The organism is Halogeometricum sp. S3BR5-2, assembly GCF_031624635.1.
Taxonomy (GTDB): domain Archaea; phylum Halobacteriota; class Halobacteria; order Halobacteriales; family Haloferacaceae; genus Halogeometricum; species Halogeometricum luteum.
Window position 1 is genome coordinate 216,428 of sequence record NZ_JAMQOQ010000003.1, and the last position, 17,972, is coordinate 234,399.

Annotated in this window: 12 protein-coding genes; 10 read left to right on the top strand and 2 right to left on the bottom strand. The window is 70.5% G+C overall.

All coding sequences use genetic code 11. From position 1 onward, the window contains the following. The first annotated feature begins 148 nt into the window (after positions 1–148). The 3 genes from NDI79_RS13030 (at position 149) to NDI79_RS13040 (ending at position 6,839) form a co-directional block, all read left to right on the top strand. On the top strand, positions 149–2,986 hold the full coding sequence (locus NDI79_RS13030; RefSeq protein WP_310928943.1) for a PAS domain S-box protein: 2,838 nt from the start codon (positions 149–151) through the stop codon (positions 2,984–2,986). 389 nt (positions 2,987–3,375) lie between these two features. Then, complete coding sequence (locus NDI79_RS13035) at positions 3,376–3,627, top strand: hypothetical protein (protein WP_310928944.1); 252 nt, start codon at positions 3,376–3,378, stop codon at positions 3,625–3,627. Beyond that, positions 3,627–6,839, top strand: coding sequence for a S8 family serine peptidase (locus tag NDI79_RS13040; protein WP_310928945.1), 3,213 nt, complete (start codon positions 3,627–3,629; stop codon positions 6,837–6,839). Before NDI79_RS13035 ends, NDI79_RS13040 begins: the two co-directional genes overlap by 1 nt. A 21-nt stretch (positions 6,840–6,860) precedes the next feature. Here NDI79_RS13040 and NDI79_RS13045 read toward each other — a convergent pair whose 3' ends face one another. Both NDI79_RS13045 and NDI79_RS13050 read right to left on the bottom strand, forming a co-directional pair. Further along, on the bottom strand, positions 6,861–7,838 hold the full coding sequence (locus NDI79_RS13045; RefSeq protein ID WP_310928946.1) for a calcium/sodium antiporter: 978 nt from the start codon (positions 7,836–7,838) through the stop codon (positions 6,861–6,863). Between the two features lie 112 nt (positions 7,839–7,950). Then, the gene (locus NDI79_RS13050) at positions 7,951–8,478 is read right to left on the bottom strand and encodes a SprT-like domain-containing protein (RefSeq protein WP_310929297.1); all 528 of its coding nucleotides are present in this window, start codon (positions 8,476–8,478) and stop codon (positions 7,951–7,953) included. 247 nt (positions 8,479–8,725) lie between these two features. On the opposite strand from NDI79_RS13050, the gene NDI79_RS13055 reads away from it, so the two are divergent. From NDI79_RS13055 to NDI79_RS13085, 7 genes are all read left to right on the top strand, one after another. Next, positions 8,726–9,976 carry a Zn-dependent hydrolase gene (locus tag NDI79_RS13055; protein WP_310928947.1) on the top strand — a complete coding sequence of 417 codons (1,251 nt, stop codon included), beginning with the start codon at positions 8,726–8,728 and terminating at the stop codon, positions 9,974–9,976. A 206-nt stretch (positions 9,977–10,182) separates the two neighbouring features. After that, positions 10,183–10,902 carry an SOUL family heme-binding protein gene (locus NDI79_RS13060; RefSeq protein ID WP_310928948.1) on the top strand — a complete coding sequence of 240 codons (720 nt, stop codon included), beginning with the start codon at positions 10,183–10,185 and terminating at the stop codon, positions 10,900–10,902. A 305-nt stretch (positions 10,903–11,207) separates the two neighbouring features. After that, complete coding sequence (locus tag NDI79_RS13065) at positions 11,208–12,578, top strand: diaminobutyrate--2-oxoglutarate transaminase (RefSeq protein WP_310928949.1); 1,371 nt, start codon at positions 11,208–11,210, stop codon at positions 12,576–12,578. After that, positions 12,575–14,062: a pyridoxal phosphate-dependent decarboxylase family protein gene (locus tag NDI79_RS13070; protein ID WP_310928950.1), complete on the top strand. Its 1,488-nt coding sequence runs from the start codon at positions 12,575–12,577 to the stop codon at positions 14,060–14,062. The genes NDI79_RS13065 and NDI79_RS13070 overlap by 4 nt, the downstream gene beginning before the upstream one ends. Continuing rightward, entirely contained in the window at positions 14,059–15,915 is a 1,857-nt protein-coding gene (locus tag NDI79_RS13075) for an IucA/IucC family protein (RefSeq protein ID WP_425499602.1), read from the top strand. The genes NDI79_RS13070 and NDI79_RS13075 overlap by 4 nt, the downstream gene beginning before the upstream one ends. Further along, entirely contained in the window at positions 15,912–16,568 is a 657-nt protein-coding gene (locus tag NDI79_RS13080) for a GNAT family N-acetyltransferase (RefSeq protein WP_310928951.1), read from the top strand. The genes NDI79_RS13075 and NDI79_RS13080 overlap by 4 nt, the downstream gene beginning before the upstream one ends. Continuing rightward, positions 16,565–17,971, top strand: a complete 1,407-nt coding sequence (locus NDI79_RS13085; RefSeq protein ID WP_310928952.1) for a lysine N(6)-hydroxylase/L-ornithine N(5)-oxygenase family protein — start codon at positions 16,565–16,567, stop codon at positions 17,969–17,971. The genes NDI79_RS13080 and NDI79_RS13085 overlap by 4 nt, the downstream gene beginning before the upstream one ends. Position 17,972: the final 1 nt, after the last annotated feature.

Sequence of the window (17,972 nt, forward strand, 5' to 3'; positions counted from 1 at the left end):
AACAGCGGACACGGTGGTGTTCCGGCCGAAGTCGTCCACGCGAGCGGCTCGAACGAGCGCGTTCGGGAGGCGGGGACGAAGATTCGCCGCCGACGAACTTTGCGGTGTGGTGACAACTCATAAATACTTCACTGGTCAATTCGCTTCAATGACCGAGACGGTTCGCGTGTTGCACGTCGACGACGACTCCGCGTTCGTCGAACTGGTGGCGACGCACTTGGAGCGGCGGGGCGGGTTCGAGGTCGTCACCGAAACGGACCCGGCCGCGGTCCTCGACCGTCTGGCGACCGAGGAGGGCGACGGCGAGGGCGACGAGTCCGGCGGGCGCGCGGCGGCCGTCGACTGCGTCGTCAGCGACTACGAGATGGGGGAGACGACGGGAATCGAACTCCTCAGACGCGTCCGGGAGCGTCGCGAGCGACTCCCGTTCGTCCTCCTGACCAGTCGCGGGAGCGAGGAGGTGGCGAGCGAAGCCATCTCGGCGGGCGTCACCGACTACATCCAGAAGCGGGCGCGCGGCGAGCAGTACGAACTGCTGGCGAACCGCATCCGCAACGCCGTCGAGCACTACCGGACCGAGCGGCGACTCCGCGAGAGCGAAACGCTGTACCGCACCGTCGTCGAACGAACCCACGACGCCATCTACGTCTACCAGGGCGACCGGTTTCGGTTCGTCAACCGCCGGGTCCGGGAACTGACCGGCTACGAGGAGTCGGAACTGCGCGAGAAGGAGGTCTGGGACCTCCTCCACCCGGACGACGAAGCGCGGGTCCGCCGCATCGCCGAGCGACGCGAGAGCGGCGAGGGGAACGTCACGTCGCGCTACACGGCTCGAATCGTCCGGAAAGACGGCGAGGCAGTGCGCTGCTCGTTCGACGCGCAGCGAATACGGTACGAGGGCGAACCGGCGACGCTCGGCACCGTCCGCGAGATGAGCGACGAGGAGCGTGCCGAAGAACGGTTCCAAGCCCTCATCGAGCGCTCGACCGACCTCGTGACGACCGTCGACCGCGACGGAGTGATCCGGTATCAGAGCCCGTCGAGCGAGCGGATTCTGGGTATCGACCCCGAGGACGCCGCCGGGCGGGAGGTCCGTTCGTTCGTACACCCCGAGGACGAGACGCGGGTGCGGGCGACGTTCGAACACCTGTCGGAGTCGGCGGGGTCGACCGTCGAAACGATGCGGTTCCGCGCTCGGCACGCGGACGGGTCGTGGGTGTGGTTGGAGGCGGTCGCCCGCGCCGACCCCGTCGAGAGCATCGACGGCATCGTCGTCAACTCGCGCGACGTGACCGAGCGGTTGGAGTACGAACGGCGACTCCGCCGGTACGAGAGCCTCGTGCAGAACATCCGACAGGGGGCGTGCATCGTCGGGACGGACCGCCGCCTCTCGTTCGTCAACCGCGTCGTCGAGACGTGGACGGACGTGCCCGCCGAGGAACTCGTCGGTCGTCGCCTCTCGGCCCTCCGCGACGCCGGCGTCCTCGACGACGACGGGGTCGAGCGGGTCGCGGCGAGCGTCGACCGGATACTCGACGGGGAGCGAGAGCACGAGCGACACCGGCTTCCCGCGAGCCTCCCGTCCGGCATCGAGCGCATCGAAGTCGACCTCTCGCCGCTCCACGAAGAGGCGCCTGCGGAGTCCGGGGGCGCGGAGGCGGGACCGAAGGCGGAGGTGGAGGCGACTCGGGGCGTCGTCGTCGTGGTGACCGACGTGACGGAGCAGGCGCGGTACCAGGAGCGTCTGAGCGCTCTCCACAGCGCGACCCGGGAGCTGACGGCGGCGACGACGCACGACGACGTGGCCCGGGTGGTGAGCGACGCTGCGGAGAACATCCTCGGCTACCCGCTGGCCGGCGTCGCGTTCTACGACGAGGACCGCGACGCCCTCGTCACCCGGGCGCTGTCGGACGCGGCCGCGGAGACGGTCGAAGAACAGGTGATACCGCGCGGAGAGGGCATCGCGTGGCGGGTGCTGGAGAGCGGCGAGGGAGAGGTGCTCGGCGACGTGAGTGAGGACCCCGACGCGCTGAACCCCGACACCGAGATACAGAGTGAGGTCATCTTCCCCATCGGCGACGAGGGCGTCCTGATGGCCGGGTCGTGGGAGCCCGACGAGTTGAACGACTCGCGCGTCTCGCTCACCCGTCTGCTCGCGTCGAACGCGGGCGCCGCGCTCGAACGCGTCCAGCGCGAGCAGTTGCTCCGGCGCCGGGAGCGCGAGTTGGAGTACCAGAACGAGCAACTCGAACAGGTCGCGAGCGTCGTGAGCCACGACCTGCGGAACCCCCTGAATCTCGCGTCGGGGCAGACGGAGCTGCTGCGGGCGAACCACGCCGACGACGACGGCGCGATGGCCGAGCGACTGGAGCGCATCGAGGGCGCTCACCGGCGGATGCGCCGCATCATCGAGGACATGCTCGACCTCGCGCGGAACGGCCAGCCGGTCGAGGAACTCGAAACGGTCCTCCTCGGGAGCGTCGTGCGGGACGCCTGGGAGACGGCGACGGCGGGGAGCGACGCCACGCTGGAAACCCCCGACGGACTCGGGACCATCGAGGCGCACGAGGGGCGCGCGAGACAACTGTTCGAGAACCTGTTTCGGAACTGCGTGGAACACGGTTCCACGAGCAGTCGGGCGACGCCCGACGACGCCGTGGAACACGGGGCGACGGGCCACGGAACCGACTCCGGGGACGGCGCCGTCGCGGTCCGCGTCGGCCGTCTGGACGACGGCGGCTTCTTCGTCGAGGACGACGGCTCCGGCATTCCCGAGGCGGACAGAGGGGAGGTATTCGACCCCGGCGTCTCGACGAACCCCGAGGGCACGGGTCTCGGCCTCGGTATCGTTCGCACCATCGCCCACGCGCACGGGTGGAGCGTGACCGTCGGCGAGAGCGAGAGCGGCGGCGCGCGTTTCGAGGTTCGGACCGACGGCGGCGGGGGGGACGGGACGGCGAACCGAGAGCGGTCGCTCCGAGAGTAGACTGCGAGGGCGACGGTCGGAGATACAGTAAGTGGTTCGGCGGGGTGGGAACCGCCGTCCACCAACCCATGTTCGCTCCTGGCAGACCGAGAACGGGACTGGATTCCGAGGAGCGACCGAAACGACGCCTCGTCAGGGCATAGTTACTCGGCGGTTAGTCGACGGTAGGACGGGCTTAGCCGGCCGATGCGGAGCGACGCGGAAACCCGGTCGGGTCGGCGGCAGCGAAGCGCCGGACTGCTGCGGGGCCGCGCTCCGTCGACGCCGACTCGCGGTCATCGACATCGAGGAACCGGTCCGGTCGCGCTCTAAATCACTTCTTAAGCAATGTAATCTCCACACTAAATTCTTCCAAAAGAGATATTCTCTCCCGGGTAGAACGGTCGGACGTGTCAGACGACTCGACCCGACGTCGATTCGTCATCGACGCCGCCGCGGCCCGCACCGCGGGCCCGTCCGCGCGTCTCGGGGGAGACGCGGACGGCGGCGTCGGTACGTCGGGAAAGACGGGGGGAACAGGGGGAGAGACGGCGCCGCCGACGGTCCGCGGTGGCGGCCGCGCGGCGGGCAGCGGAGTTCGCTCGCGCCGCGACGGGCGACCCGCGGGTCCGCCCGGTGGGGCCGACTGCGGGAGGCGCTAGTGTCCGCTCGCGGGGCGTGTACCGTCCTCGTAGCGCTGTTCGTCGTCCTCTCAGGGGTCGCCGCGCCGGTCGTCTCGGCGCTCGACGAGAGCGACGCGGACGCGACGACGGCGGTGGGGACCGAGACGTCCGAGACTGGAACCGCGACGGCGGCCGAAACCGCGACGCCGACCCGAACTGCGACGCCGGCCGAAGCTGAGACCGAAACCGAATCGGCGACGCTCGCGGAGGCGACGCCGACCAGGACGGAAGCGGAGACGGCCACCGAAGCGTCGACGGCGACGCGGACCGAGACCGCCGGGCGAGACGCCGGGGCGGATGCGGCGGTTCGAGCGAAGGTCGCCCCCGAACTGCTCTCCGGGGCCGGGACCGGGGACGCGGACGGCGGGAGCGCCGTCGCCGCGCGGGGGTTCGACGCCTCGGCGTCGAGCGAGGAGTCGACGGAGTACGCCGTCGTCGTGGAACTCGACGGGAAGCGGGTCGCGTCGGGACGCGAGGCGGTCGCGCGGGTGCTCGGCCGCGACGCCGCGGCGCACGGTCGGTACGTCGGCGCGACGGCGACGCGCGAGGAGATACTGGCTCTGGCCGCCGAACCGTCCGTCTCGTACGTGCGGGAACCGGCGCGGCCCGTTTCGTTCGCCGGTACCGACGGGACGACGGAGGCGGTCCGGACGGCGAGGCTGGAATCCCTGCACGCCCGCGGCTACGGCGGCGAGAACGTCACCGTCGCCGTCGTCGATGTCGACCGGTTCGACCTCGACAACCCGGCGCTGACCGACCGGGTCGTCGCCGCGAAGGACTTCACGGGGAACGGACTCGACGGCGACAGCGGGTACGGCGAGCACGGCACGGCGACGGCCGAACTCGTCGCCGAGACGGCGCCGAACGCGTCGCTCGTCCTCGTGCGCATCAGCACCGACTGGGACCTCTACCGGGCGGTCGACTGGTTGGAAGCCGAAACCGACGCCGACGTGGTGTCGATGTCGCTCGGGTGGTACAACCTCGGCCCCCTCGACGGCACTTCCGAGATGGACCGCGTCATAAACGCCAGCGCGGCGAACGGCACCTCGTGGGTCGTCTCGGCCGGCAACTCCGCCGGCGGGCACCACTGGGGCGGAACGTGGAACGACACCGACGGCGACGGCCTGATGAACTTCGAGGACGGGACGGAGTCCCTCGAAATCGAGGGGTCGGGGACCGAGCGGATGTGGGCGCAGTGGAACGACTGGGAGGACGGGACTGAGGACTACGACGTCTGCCTGTACACCGACCCGGACGTGGCGAACGCGACGCCGTACGACGAGAACTGTACGGGGGCCTCGGCGAACCCCACGGAGCGCTCGACGCTCGACTTCTCAGCGCACGACACGTACTACCTGGCGATACGGGAGGCGAACGCCACCCGGCCCGTCCGGTTCGACGTCTTCCTCGGCGGCCGGGCGACGTTCCGAAACGGCGGCGTCGACGCGGGGAGTCTCACCAATCCGGCGACGAATCCGAACGTCGTCACCGTCGGCGCCTACGACCAGGAGACCGGCGGACTGGAGTCGTACTCCTCGCGCGGGCCGACCGTCGACGGTCGAATCAAACCGGACGTCGTCGCCGCCGACAACGTCCGGTCGAGCGTCTACGGGAACTTCCGCGGCACGTCGGCGTCGGCGCCGCACGCCGCGGGCGTCCTGGCCACGCTCCTCGACGCGAACCGCCGGCTCACGCCCGCGCAACTGAAAGCGAATCTGACGGCGCACGCCCGTCCCATCGGGGACGGGCCGGACAACGAGACGGGCTACGGGAAAGTGGACGCCGCCGCGGCCGTCGCCGGCCTCGGAACGTACGACCTGCCGCCGGACGGCCGCCTGACGCACGACGGCGACTACCGACTCGACACCGGCGGCAGCGCGGTTCCCTCGTCGCTCGTCGTCGACGCCGCGAACGTCACCGTCGACGGCGAGGGCCGCCCGTTCGCCGCCGGCGGAGGCGTCGCGTTCGCCACCACCGCGAACGCGTCGAACCTCTCGGTCCGCGACCTGACCGTGACCGGCGGACCCGTCGGCGTCGCGGTGGCGGACCTCCGGACGCTCGAACTGACGAACGTCGCGGCGACGACGGACGCGGCGCTGTCGGTGTCGAACGTCTCCGCGGTGACGCTGACGAACGTCTCGACGGGCGACGCGCCGTCGTTCGACCTCGCCGGCGAGAACGTCGGTCTCTCCGTGGACGATACGCGCGCGCCGCCGAACCGCGGTCGACTGTCGGCCGCGCCGAACCTGACGCTCGCGTCGTCGAACGCGACGGTGACGCTCCGGTACGACGAGTCGCACGCGAACGAGTCCACCGCCGCCGTGTGGACGGACGCGAACGGGACGTGGACCGAGACGAACGCCACCGTCGACACCGCCGCGAACACGGTGACTTTCGAGGCGTCGGAGAGCGGCACCTACGGCGTCTACGCCGTCGGCTATCCGGCCGTCGACGCGACGGAGACGCTCTCCGTGACCGCGGATGTGGACGACGCCGCGACGGCGGACGCGGACGTGAGGAACGTCGGTCGGGCGAACCTCACCGTCGTCGCCGCGAACCTCTCGGGGCCCGACGCGGCCCAGTTCTCGCTGGTGGACGCGCCGAACAACGAGACGGTGCGGCCGCGCGCGACACTCGGCGTTCGTGTGCGCTACGCGCCGAACGAATCGGGCGACCACGCGGCGACGCTGACCGTGCGAACGGCGGAAGTCGGGACGCTGAACGTCAGTCTCGACGGGACCGCGTCGGTCCCGGAACCAGAACCCGCTCCCGAGAGCGGGTCCGGCGAGTCCTCGGAGTCCGGCGGCTCCTCGGGCGGCGGCGGCGGTGGCGGTGGTTCGGGCGGCGGAGCGCCGGCCCCGACACCCGCGCCGACGCCGACGCCGGTACCGACTCCGACGCCGACGCCCGGGCCGAGCGTGACGGAGACGCCGACGCCGCGAACGCAGACGCCGAACGAGGCGGTGCCGCACGCGACCGAACCGGCGGCCGAGCCGACGACCGAGAAAGCGACCGAACGGACGTCTCGGACCGCGACGGCGACCGAACCGCCCGAGCGGACGCCGGCGGCGGAAGACGACGCGACGGAGACGCCGGCCGCGGTCACCGGAACGGGCGTGCCCGGGTTCTCGCCGGTGACCGCCGCCGTCGCGTTGGCGGCGGCCGCGGCGCTGCTCGCGCGACGGAGCTGAAGCGCGACCGGACCGCTCGAACTACCGGCCCCCGCCGAGGAGGCCGACGACCCACCGGACGACTTCCGAGGCGACGAACACTCCCCCCTCCGGGCGCGAGAGTCGACGTCCCGTCCAGAGCGCCGCGACCAGACCGGCGCAGACGACCAGCAACCACGCGACGCTCGACCGGACGCCCCCGCTCAGCGCCAGCGGCCGAATCGCGGCGGCGAGCCCCATGATGCCGAGGAAGTTGAAGATGTTCGAGCCGACGATGTTACCGACGCTGACGCCGAGTCGACCGCGCCGAATCGCCACCAGCGAGACGGCGAACTCGGGCGTCGACGTGCCGGCGGCGACGATGGTCCCGCCGATGACCCACTCGGAGATGCCGGCGCCGCGGGCGAGCGACGAGGCGGCGCCCACCATCAGGTCGCCGCTCACGAGCACCAGCGCCAACCCGCCGACGAGGGCGGCGACGTCCCGCGCGCGAAAGCTCGTTTCCCCCTCGGCGGGCGCGCCGACGGCGTCGGAATCGGATTTCGATTCGGATTCGGCCCCCATACCGCTCCGGAGTAGGAACCCGGTGTACGCCGCGAAGAGACCGAGGAGGACGACACCTTCGAGTCGGGTCACCGTCAGGTCGAAGACGGCGTACGCGCCGACGACGCTGCTGGCGAGGAGCGCGACTCCGTCGCGGCGCACGAGCGAGCGTTCGATGGGGACGACGCGGAGCATCGAGACCACGCCGAGCACGAACGCCAAGTTGTAGATGTTCGAGCCGACGATGTTGCCGACCGCGATGTCGCCGAGTCCCTTGAGCGCCGCGTCGGACGTGACGACGAGTTCCGGGGCGGACGTCCCCGCCGCGACGACCGTTAGTCCAATAGTCAGTTCCGAGAGCCCGACCCGTCGAGCCAACCGGACGACCGAGTCCACCAGCAGGCGGGCGCCGACCCACAAACCGACGACTGTCGCGACGACGATTCCGACCTGTACTGCCGGTCCGCTTCCTACCATCTATCTGAGGTAAATCCGCATCTCGCCCCGCGGAACGCTCGACCGCGCCGCGGCCATCTTGACTGATTCGCTCGTCGGTTCCGTCTGGACGCCAATCAATCGAACGGTCGAATCACGTCCGTTCATCGAGCACCAGCGGGGCCGAACAGCAGGAGGAGACGTACTCCTCGCACCTTCGGACCAGTTTGCAGTCGCGGTAGCGGCGGGCGACGGCCTCTCCGCACTCGGTACAGGAGAGGACGTACGCCGGGTCCGCGAACCGCCGGACGCGAACCGGCGCGTCGACGGCCGCCGCGCGACGTTCGAACCGGTCGCCGTGGTCGGTCGTCCCGAACCGCTGAAACTGCTCGACGTGGACCAACTCGTGTCTGAGCGTCGCCGTCCACTCCGTCCGGGAGAACGACTCGAAGGCGGCCCACGTGAGCGAGACGGTGCAGTCCGGCACCGCGCCGTCCCACGATTTCGGCTCGCCGACGACCGCGCCGTCCACCGACGGTCGCTTGACCGCCGCGGCGCGTCGCTTCGCCCGCGTCGACACCTCCCACTCGACGCGCGAGAGGTCGACGTCGAAGCCGAACGCCTCGGCGGCCCGTCCGCAGTAGGCGGCCGACCACTCGACGAGTTCGCGGTGCGTCGTCACCGACTCGAAGGAGTCCGACCGGTCCGACTCGCCGTTCCCGCCCGCCGCGTCCTCATCCGCGGAACCCTCGTAGTTCGAACCCACTGTCCGCCTCTTCGGCCGAGGGGGCAAATCCGTTCGGGTCGGGCCGACGCTCCGTCGCTCACGGCCGTCTCCTCTTCTCCCCTGCTCCGCCCCCCCTCCTGCCGGTCCCCGCACGCGTCGCCGGAGGCAGTCAATTGATAACCGTTGGCACTGCATCGCACCCATGAACGTCTCACGGGAGCGACTGCGCGAGGACATCGAAGCGAACGCCGAGTTCGGACGGGTCGAGAGCGAGGAGGGACGGGGTCGGACCGTCCTGACGGGGACGGAGGCGAACCGGGAGGCGCGCGACCGGTTCGTCTCGCGTCTCGAAGACGCCGGTCTGGACGTGCGCGTGGACCGCGTGGGCAACGTCGTCGGGCGGTGGACGCCCGGGTCGGCCGACCCGGACGCGGCGCCGGTCGCCGCGGGCAGCCACCTCGACTCGGTGCCCGAGGGCGGCATCTTCGACGGTCCGCTGGGAACGTACGCCGCCCTCGAAGCCGTACGCGCGATGCGGGAGGCGGGCACCGAACTCGCTCGCCCCGTCGAGGTGGTCTGTTTCACCGAGGAGGAGGGACAGCGCTTCGCCGGCGGGATGCTCGGGTCGTCCGTCGCGGCAGGGTCGCTCTCCGTCGAGGACGCCCTCGCCCTCACCGACGACGAGGGGACGACGCTGGAGTCGGCGCTCGCCTCGATAGGCTACGACGGCGAGGGCGTCGTGGACGCGAGCGCGTGGGACTCGTGGCTCGAACTCCACGTCGAGCAGGGCACCCGCCTCGAAGACGCCGGGATTCCGGTCGGCGTCGTCACGGACGTGACGGGCATCTTCCACTGCGAGGTGGAAATCGTCGGCGAGGCGAACCACGCCGGCACGACGCCGATGCCGGAGCGGACGGACGCGATGGCGGCCGCGAGCGAACTCGTCCTCGACGTGGAGTCGGAGGCCGGAGAAATCGTCGAGACGGACAGCGAGTCGGCGGTCGGCACGGTCGGAAAACTGAACGTCTCGCCGAACGCCCCGAACGTCATCGCCGGGAAGGTGGACCTGACCGTCGACATCCGCGACGTGGAGGCCGCCTCGATAGACCGAATCACCGACCGCGTGAAGTCGACGTTGAAGCGACTCGAAGACGAACGCGGCGTCGAGACGACGTTCGAGGTGGACCTCGACGTGGCGCCGACGCCCCTCGCCGAGCGATGTCAGGACGCGATCCGCGCGGGCGCCGGCGACTTCGACCTCGAATCGACCGACCTCATCTCCGGCGCGGCGCACGACACGATGCACGTCGCGGACGCCACCGACGCCGCGATGCTGTTCTCGCCCTCCGAAGACGGCATCTCGCACAACCCCCGCGAGTGGACCGACTGGGACGACTGCGCCGACGCGACGCGGGCGCTGGCCGGCGGGATTCGTCGGTTGGCGAACGAGTGAGGACCACCCCCGGCGTCGCGCGCTTCGAACCGCCGCCCGCCGACAAACCCGGCGGGCGAGGGCGGAGAGGGCGCGACGGCCGAGGGACCGAGGGCGGTGCGAGCGGCGGTGCGAGCGGCGGCGGCGACAGTGGGTGAGCGGGGGATGGGGGGTGCGGGGGGAAGGGGGAGAGAGGGAGTTTTGTCCTCGGAACGCCTCTATGTGGTATGCGCACACGAACGAAGCTCCTCCTCGGCGGCGTCGGAACGGCACTCGCGGCGTGGGTCGGATGGGGCGTCTACAGCGCTCGGTCGGCCGAACGCGTCCCGTACGAGACGCTCCGGTTCGTCGGCGACGGGACCGTCGAACTGCGGCGCTACCCGCGGACGGTTCTCGTCGAGACGACGGCTCCCGACGGCGAGACGGCGTTCCGTCGGCTGTTCGACTACATCTCCGGCGCGAACGAGGGTTCCGAGGACGTGTCGATGACCGCCCCGGTTCGGTCGGACGAGAGCGCGGACGGGTCGCGCGGCAGGCGCGACGGCGAGTCGGTGTCGATGACGACGCCCGTCCGGACGGAGAACGGGGCGAGCGTCTCGATGACCGCTCCGGTCCGCACCGACGAGGACGGCGACGGCGTCACGATGGCGTTCTTCCTTCCCGCGGGGTACACGCTGGAGACGGCCCCGATGCCGACGGACTCCGACGTCCGCCTCGTCGTCGAAGGGCCGCGGACGGTGGCCGTAAAGCGGTTCTCGTGGCGGGCGACGGACCGTCGAGCGGCGAACGCCGAGGAGTCGCTCCGCGCGACGCTCGAACGGGAGGGCGTCGAACCGCGCGGCGAAGCGACGCTCCTGCAGTACAACGACCCGTACACGCCGCCGTTCATGCGGCGCAACGAGGTGGCCGTCGAGGTGGACGGCGATGCCGTTCCCGACGCGTCGTAGAACCCGAACAGTTATTTTAGGTCGACCTAAACTATCGGGTGGCGCCCTCGGTGAGCCCCGCGAACCGGCCCTCCCGGATGTCGAATCCGTTCAGACAGTGGCGACGCTCGGAACGGGATTCGAGGCCGTGAGCCGCTCGTACCGTCGTCTCCCGAATCGAACCGCATCCCCTTAGATTTTAGGTCTGCCTAAAATCCGGTGGACTTACGTACTTTTAGGCTAGCCTAAATCCGCATGCAGTCACAGAGCACCCCCGTTCGGACGCGCCGCGCCGCCGGTCCGGACCCCTCCGAGAGTGATGCGCCGTGACCTACGAGAACGCCGGCAACGACGCCGTTCTCTCCCAGCAGACGGACCGCGAGTCGAATGCCCGAACGTACCCCCGCCACCTCCCGTTCGCAATCCGCGAGGCGCGCGGATTCACCGTCGTCGACATGGACGGAGACGAGTACTACGACTGCCTCGCGGGCGCCGGAACGCTCGCACTCGGGCACAATCACCCCCATGCGGTGGACGCGATGGAACGCGTCTTGGAGGCGGACCGACCGCTCCACACGCTCGATATCTCCACGCCCGCGAAGGAGCGGTTCGTGGACTCGCTGTTCGAGAGCCTCCCCGGCGAGTTCGCCTCGCGGGCAAAGGTGCAGTTCTGTAGCCCCGCCGGCACCGACGCCGTCGAGGCGGCGCTGAAACTCGTCCGGACGGCGACGGGCAATCGAAGTATTCTCGGCTTCGGCGGCGCCTACCACGGGATGACGAGCGGCGCGCTCTCGCTGATGGGCGCCGCGGAGGTCAAGGAACCGGTCGGCGGCCTGCCGGGGCACGTCCACCACCTGCCCTACCCGTACGACTACCGTCCCCCGTTCGGCGGCGGCGAGGAGGGACACCGACTCGCCAGCGAGTACGTCGAGAACCTCCTCTGCGACCCCGACAGCGGCGTCGGGGAGCCCGCGGGAATGATTCTCGAACCCGTGCAGGGCGAGGGCGGCGCGGTGCCCGCGCCGAACGAGTGGCTCCGCGAGATGCGTCGCATCACGCGCGAGCACGACGTGCCCTTGATTCTGGACGAGATTCAGACCGGGCTCGGTCGGACGGGCGAGACGTACGCCTTCGAGCACGCCGGAATCACGCCCGACGCGGTGACGCTCTCGAAGGCCGTCGGCGGCGGCCTCCCCCTCGCCGTCGTCGTCTACGACGAGTCGCTGGACGCGTGGGAACCGGGCGCCCACGCGGGCACGTTCCGCGGCAACCAACTGGCGATGGCGGCCGGCGAGGCGACCATCGACTACGTGCTGGAGCACGACTTGGCCGACAGGGCCGCGGAGGCAGGGCGACGCCTGCGCGGACACCTCGAATCGACGGCAGAGCGGTTCGACGCCGTCGGCGACGTGCGCGGCCGCGGTCTGATGCTCGGCGTCGAGTTCGTGAACCCCGACGGCGAGTGGCGCGGCCCCGGACCCCGACCCCCGGACGGCGACCTCGCGTCGGCCGTCCGCGCGGCGTGTTTCGACCGCGGACTCGTCGTCGAACTCGGCGGGCGCGAGAGCGCGACGGCCCGGTTCCTCCCGCCGCTGACCGTCTCGGACGGCCAGATAGACGACGTGGCGTCGATATTCGACGAGGCCGTCGCGGCCGCCGTCGACGGGGAGGAGGCGAGGACGGGGGTGACGGCATGAGCGGAGAGGACCTCTTTCTCGGCACCGAGTCGGGCGACGCGGCCTACCGCGAGTCGATGCGGCGGGCGACGAAGGCCGTCCTCGACACCGTGGCGGACGGGGAGAACCCCTACACCGGCGCCTCGCCCGCGGCGCTCCGCGACCTGTTCGAAGAGCCGGTGCTTCCCGAGGAGGGCGCCGGCCTCAACGCGGCGATGGACGAGGCGGCCGAGCGAGTGCTCTCTCACTCGGTGGCCACGTCGAACCCGCGCTGTGCGGCCCATCTCCAGTGTCCGCCGATGATTCCGGGTCTCGCCGCCGAGGCGATGCTGACCGCGGCGAACCAGTCGCTGGACTCGTTCGACCAGGCGCCCGCCGCGACGGTGCTCGAAGAGCGACTGGTCGACGCCCTCTGCGACCTGTTCGACCTGCCCGACGGGGCCGACGGCGTGTTCACCGCCGGGGGGACGCAGTCGAACTTTCAAGCGCTGCTGCTCGCGCGGGACCGCTGCTGCGGGCGGCGATTCGACCGGGACGCGCAGGCCGAGGGGCTCCCGGCCGGGGCCGACTCGCTGCGAATCCTCTGCTCGGCGGAGGCGCACTTCACCGCCGCGCAGGCCGCCCACCACCTCGGACTCGGCGAGGGCGCCGTCGTCTCGGTGCCGACCGACGAGGCGTACCGGATGGACGTCGACGCCCTCGACGCGACGCTCGACCGACTCGACGCGCGCGGCGACCGCCCGTTCGCGCTCGTCGGGACGGCGGGAACGACGGACTTCGGGAGCGTCGACCCGCTCTCGGAACTCGCCGACAGGGCGGCCGAACGCGACCTGTGGTTCCACGTCGACGCGGCCTACGGCGGCGCGGCGGCGCTGAGCGACGAGCACGCGGGCCTGCTCGACGGAATCGAGCGCGCCGACTCCGTCGCCGTCGACTTCCACAAACTGTTCTACCAGCCCGTCAGTTGCGGCGCCCTGCTACTCCGTGACGGCGACGAGTTCGAGTGGATGGCGCGTAACGCCGCCTACCTCAACCCCGAGGACCACGAGGACGCCGGCGTCCCGAACCTCGTCGCCAAGTCGGTCCAGACCACCCGGCGGTTCGACGCGCTGAAACCGTACGTCGCCTTCCGCGCCCTCGGACGCGAGGGGCTGGCGCGCCTCGTCGACGACACGCTCGAACTCGCCGACGGCGCCGCCTCGCTGCTCGACGCCGCGGACGATTTCGAAGTCGTCCACGAACCGACGCTGAACGCCGTCGTCTTCCGCTACCGCCCCCGCGAGGGGATGAGCGAGGAGGACGTGAGTCGGGTGAACGCGGCCGTCAGGCGGCGACTGCTGGACGACGGACGGGCCGTCGTCGCCCGGACGGAGGCGGAGGGCGCGACGAGCCTGAAGCTCACGCTCCTGAACCCGACGGCGACGCTGGAGGACGTGGCCGCGGTTCTCGACGCCGTCCGGGACTGCGGCGACGAACTCGCCGCGGAACGGGGGGTGGCGGCGTGAGCTTCGGCGTCGAACGCGGGACGGAGCGGGTGGACCCGGCCGGGCGCGCCGACGACGCGACGGTCCACGCGTTCCTGAACTGCTACCTCCGCGAGACGGGCGCCTACGAGGTTCTGGAGGGAGACGGCGCCGGGGCCGCCGGCGTCGAACCCGGCCCCGACGGCCTCCTCCGGGCGAGACTCCCCGCGCAGGGAGTCGATATCCTGGCGCCGCTGTCGTACCGCTCGCCGACCGAGCGGCATCTGTTCGAGACGCCGGTGCGCTACCGCCTGCCGGGCGGTGGGGGAGACGGCGGCGACGGCGAGGGAGACGCACACCCCGCCGACGCCGCCACGCTGGCCGCTCTGGTCGCAACGGACCTCTCGCTATCGCGCAGCGGCGACAGCGAGACGGACGAACTGCTGGCGCGCGTCCTGCGGAGCGAGCGGGCCGTCGAGTCGTTCGTCGCGGCGCGAGCGGGCGACGAAGAGCGGCTCTACGGCGAGAACGGCGAGGGCGTGACGTTTCGCGACGCCGAGCAGGCGCTCGTGTTCGGTCACCACCGCCACCCGACGCCGAAGAGCAGGGAGGGCATCGCCGAGCGCAACCGGGGGACGTACGCGCCGGAACTCCGCGGGTCGTTCCCGCTCGACTACTTCCGCGCCGACCCCGCGCTCGTCTCGTCCGAGTCGGCGCTGGACCGGAGCGCCGCCTCGTGGGTGAGAGCGGACCTGCGCGCGGACCCCGCCGTCCCGGAGTCGTTCGTCGACGAACACGTCGAGAGCGGCGACGCTCTTCTCCCCGTTCACCCGTGGCAGGCCGACTACCTGCTCGACCGACCGCGCGTCCGCCGGCACCTCGGCGACGGACTCGAACACCTCGGCGCGGTCGGCCGGGAGTTCTACCCGACCACGTCCGTGCGGACGCTGTACAGCCCCGACGCGCCGTTCATGGTCAAATCCTCCATGAACGTCGCCATCACGAACTCCGTGCGGACGAACAAGCGCCCCGAACTCGAACGCGGCGTCGCCGTCGCGGAACTGCTGGACACCGCGTTCGGCGACGAACTCCGCGAGGCGTTCCCCGCGTTCGACGTCGTCCGCGACCCGGCGTACCTCGCGCTGGACGTCGGGGAGGGAGCCGAATCGGGGGTAGAGACCATCCTGCGCGCGAACCCGTTCCGCGGCGAACGAGCGGAGCGCTCGACGCCCGTCGTCTCGCTGTGTCAGGACGCCATTCGAGGACGGTCACGGCTCGGTCGTCTGGTCTCGTCCATCGCGGAGCGCGAGGGACGGAGCGCGGACGCGACGAGCGAGGAGTGGTTCCGCCGCTACCTCGAAGTCGGGATTCGACCGATACTGTGGCTCTACCTCGAACGCGGCGTCGGCGTCGAGGCGCACCAGCAGAACTCGGTTCTCACCCTCGACGCGGAGGGCTACCCGAGCGAGTTCCGCTACCGCGACAACCAGGGCTTTTACTTCCCAGAATCGCGGTACGACGCCGTCGACGCCTACCTCCCCGGCGTCGGCGAGCGAGCGGACACCGTCTGTGCGGACGCGATAGCCGACGAGCGACTCCGCTACTACGTCGTGTTGAACAACGCCTTCGACGTGATAAACGCGTTCGGGAGCGCCGGCCTCGTCGACGAACGCCGCCTGCTGGGCCTCCTGCACGACGAACTCGAACGCGCCCGCGAGCGCTACGGCCACCCCGACTCGGAGTTTCTCGACCCGCTCTTGGAGTCGCCGACGGTGCCCTGCAAGGCGAACCTGCTCACGCGCTTCCGCGGGCTGGACGAACTGGAGAACGAACTCGAATCGCAGTCCGTCTACGCGGACGTGACCAACCCGCTCGTCACCGAACTCGACCGATGAGAGGCGAAAGCGAGACTTCCGAGACCGAGGGGAACCGACCCTGCTACGACTACCGACGCTACGACGCGGAGGCGGACCGGACCGTCTCCTTCCGTCCGGCGACGCCCGAACGCGACCTGCGGCGACTACACGCGTGGCTCGGGTCCGACCACGTGAAGCCGTACTGGCAGTTGGACCTGTCGCTCGACCGGTTCCGAGAGCGGTTCCGCGAGAAACTCGCTGACGACCACCTGACGCCCTACGTCGGCTGTCTCGACCACGTGCCGATGAGCTACTGGGAGTGTTACCGTGCGGCCGACGACAGCGTGGCGAACCACTACGACGCCGACGACGCCGACAGGGGAGTCCACCTGCTCGTCGGTCCCGAGGAGTACCTCGGGCGGGGCTACGCGCTCCCGCTGCTGCGCGGCGCCGTCGCCATGCAGTTCGAGATGAGCGAGGCCGAGCGCGTGGTAGCCGAACCCGACGCGCGGAACGACCGCGCGATTCGCGTCTTCGAGCGCTGCGGGTTCGAATCGGAGGGGGAGTTCCGCTTCGACGAGGCCGGGAAGGACGCCGTCCTGCTGGTCTGCGACCGCGAGCGGTTCGAGGCGGAGGTGCTGGGCGACGGAGCGACAGAGACGGACGCGAACGGCCCGGAGGTGCGCCGATGACGGCCGGAGGCGGCGACGCGGCGGACGAGAGGGCGGAGACAGCAGCGGAGACGCGCGACGTCGTCGGAATCGGCGTCGGCCCGTTCAACCTCGGCCTCGCCGCGCTCCTGGAGGGAAGCGACGCCGACGTCGACGCCGTCTTCCTCGAACGCGACGCCGAGTTCCACTGGCACGAGGGGATGCTCCTCGATGGTACGACGCTGGAGGTGCCGTTCCTCGCGGACCTCGTGACGCTGGCCGACCCGACGAACCCCTACAGCTACCTCAACTACCTGCGGGAGACGGGGCGTATCTACGAGTTCTACTTCTACGAGACGTTCCAGATTCCGCGCCGGGAGTACGACGACTACCTCCGCTGGGTCGTCGACGAACTCGACGTCTGTCGGTTCCGCCGCGAGGTGACGGACGTGCGTTGGGACGAGAGCGAGGAGGAGTACGTCGCCGTCGCCCGCCACCCCGAAACGGGCGAGCGGTTCGAGTATCGGGGTAAAAACGTCGCGCTCGGAATCGGCTCGCGGCCGCAGATTCCCGAGCAACTGCGGGGCCACTCCGAGGAGGACGTGTTCCACACGGCGAAGTACCGCCACAACCGAGAACGGGCGCTGTCGGCCGACTCGATAACCGTCGTCGGGTCGGGCCAGAGCGCCGCGGAGGTGTTCTACGACCTGCTGAAGCGGCAGGACGAACACGGGTACCGCCTCGACTGGCTCACCCGCTCGGACGGCTTCTTCCCGATGGAGTACTCGAAACTCGGCCTCCAGCACTTCACGCCCGAGTACGAGCGGTACGTCTACGACCTCCCGCAGGGGGTCAAAGACGACCTGATTCCGAACCAAGACCTGCTGTACAAGGGCGTCGACCCGGAGACGAGCGCCGACATCTACGACCTGCTGTACCGGCGGTCCATCGGTGGCAGAGAGCCTGATGTTGGCCTGTTCGCGATGACCGAAGCCCGCGACATCGAGTCCGTCGGCGACGCCTACGCGCTGGACTGCCGGCAGTGGCAGACCGACGAGCCGTTCGTCCACGAGAGCGAGGTGGTCGTCTGCGGTACCGGCTACGAACGTCCGATACCCGGGTTTCTCGAACCGCTGGAGGAGGCGATATCGTGGGACGAGCGCGGCCGCTTCGGGGTGACCGAGGACCACCGGCTCGAAATCGACCTGCCGGGCGACGTGTTCCTCCAGAACGCCGAACTCCACACCCACGGCGTCGGCGTTCCGGACCTCGGTCTCGGCTGCTACCGGAACACCCGGTTCGTCAACCGACTCGCCGACCGCGAGGTGTACCCCGAAGACGCCGACACCGTGTATCAGGACTTCTCGCTCGACCGGTTCGTCGAGCACGCACCGGGCGCTTCTCGGAAGGGAAGCGAATCGACCGCGCCGACGCAGGACGACTGAG

Coding starts and splice junctions, on each gene's coding strand:
- NDI79_RS13030 (WP_310928943.1), top strand. CDS start 149: ATGACCGAGACGGTTCGCGTGTTGCACGTCGACGACGACTCCGCGTTC.
- NDI79_RS13045 (WP_310928946.1), bottom strand. CDS start 7,838: ATGGTAGGAAGCGGACCGGCAGTACAGGTCGGAATCGTCGTCGCGACA.
- NDI79_RS13055 (WP_310928947.1), top strand. CDS start 8,726: ATGAACGTCTCACGGGAGCGACTGCGCGAGGACATCGAAGCGAACGCC.
- NDI79_RS13060 (WP_310928948.1), top strand. CDS start 10,183: ATGCGCACACGAACGAAGCTCCTCCTCGGCGGCGTCGGAACGGCACTC.
- NDI79_RS13070 (WP_310928950.1), top strand. CDS start 12,575: ATGAGCGGAGAGGACCTCTTTCTCGGCACCGAGTCGGGCGACGCGGCC.
- NDI79_RS13080 (WP_310928951.1), top strand. CDS start 15,912: ATGAGAGGCGAAAGCGAGACTTCCGAGACCGAGGGGAACCGACCCTGC.
- NDI79_RS13085 (WP_310928952.1), top strand. CDS start 16,565: ATGACGGCCGGAGGCGGCGACGCGGCGGACGAGAGGGCGGAGACAGCA.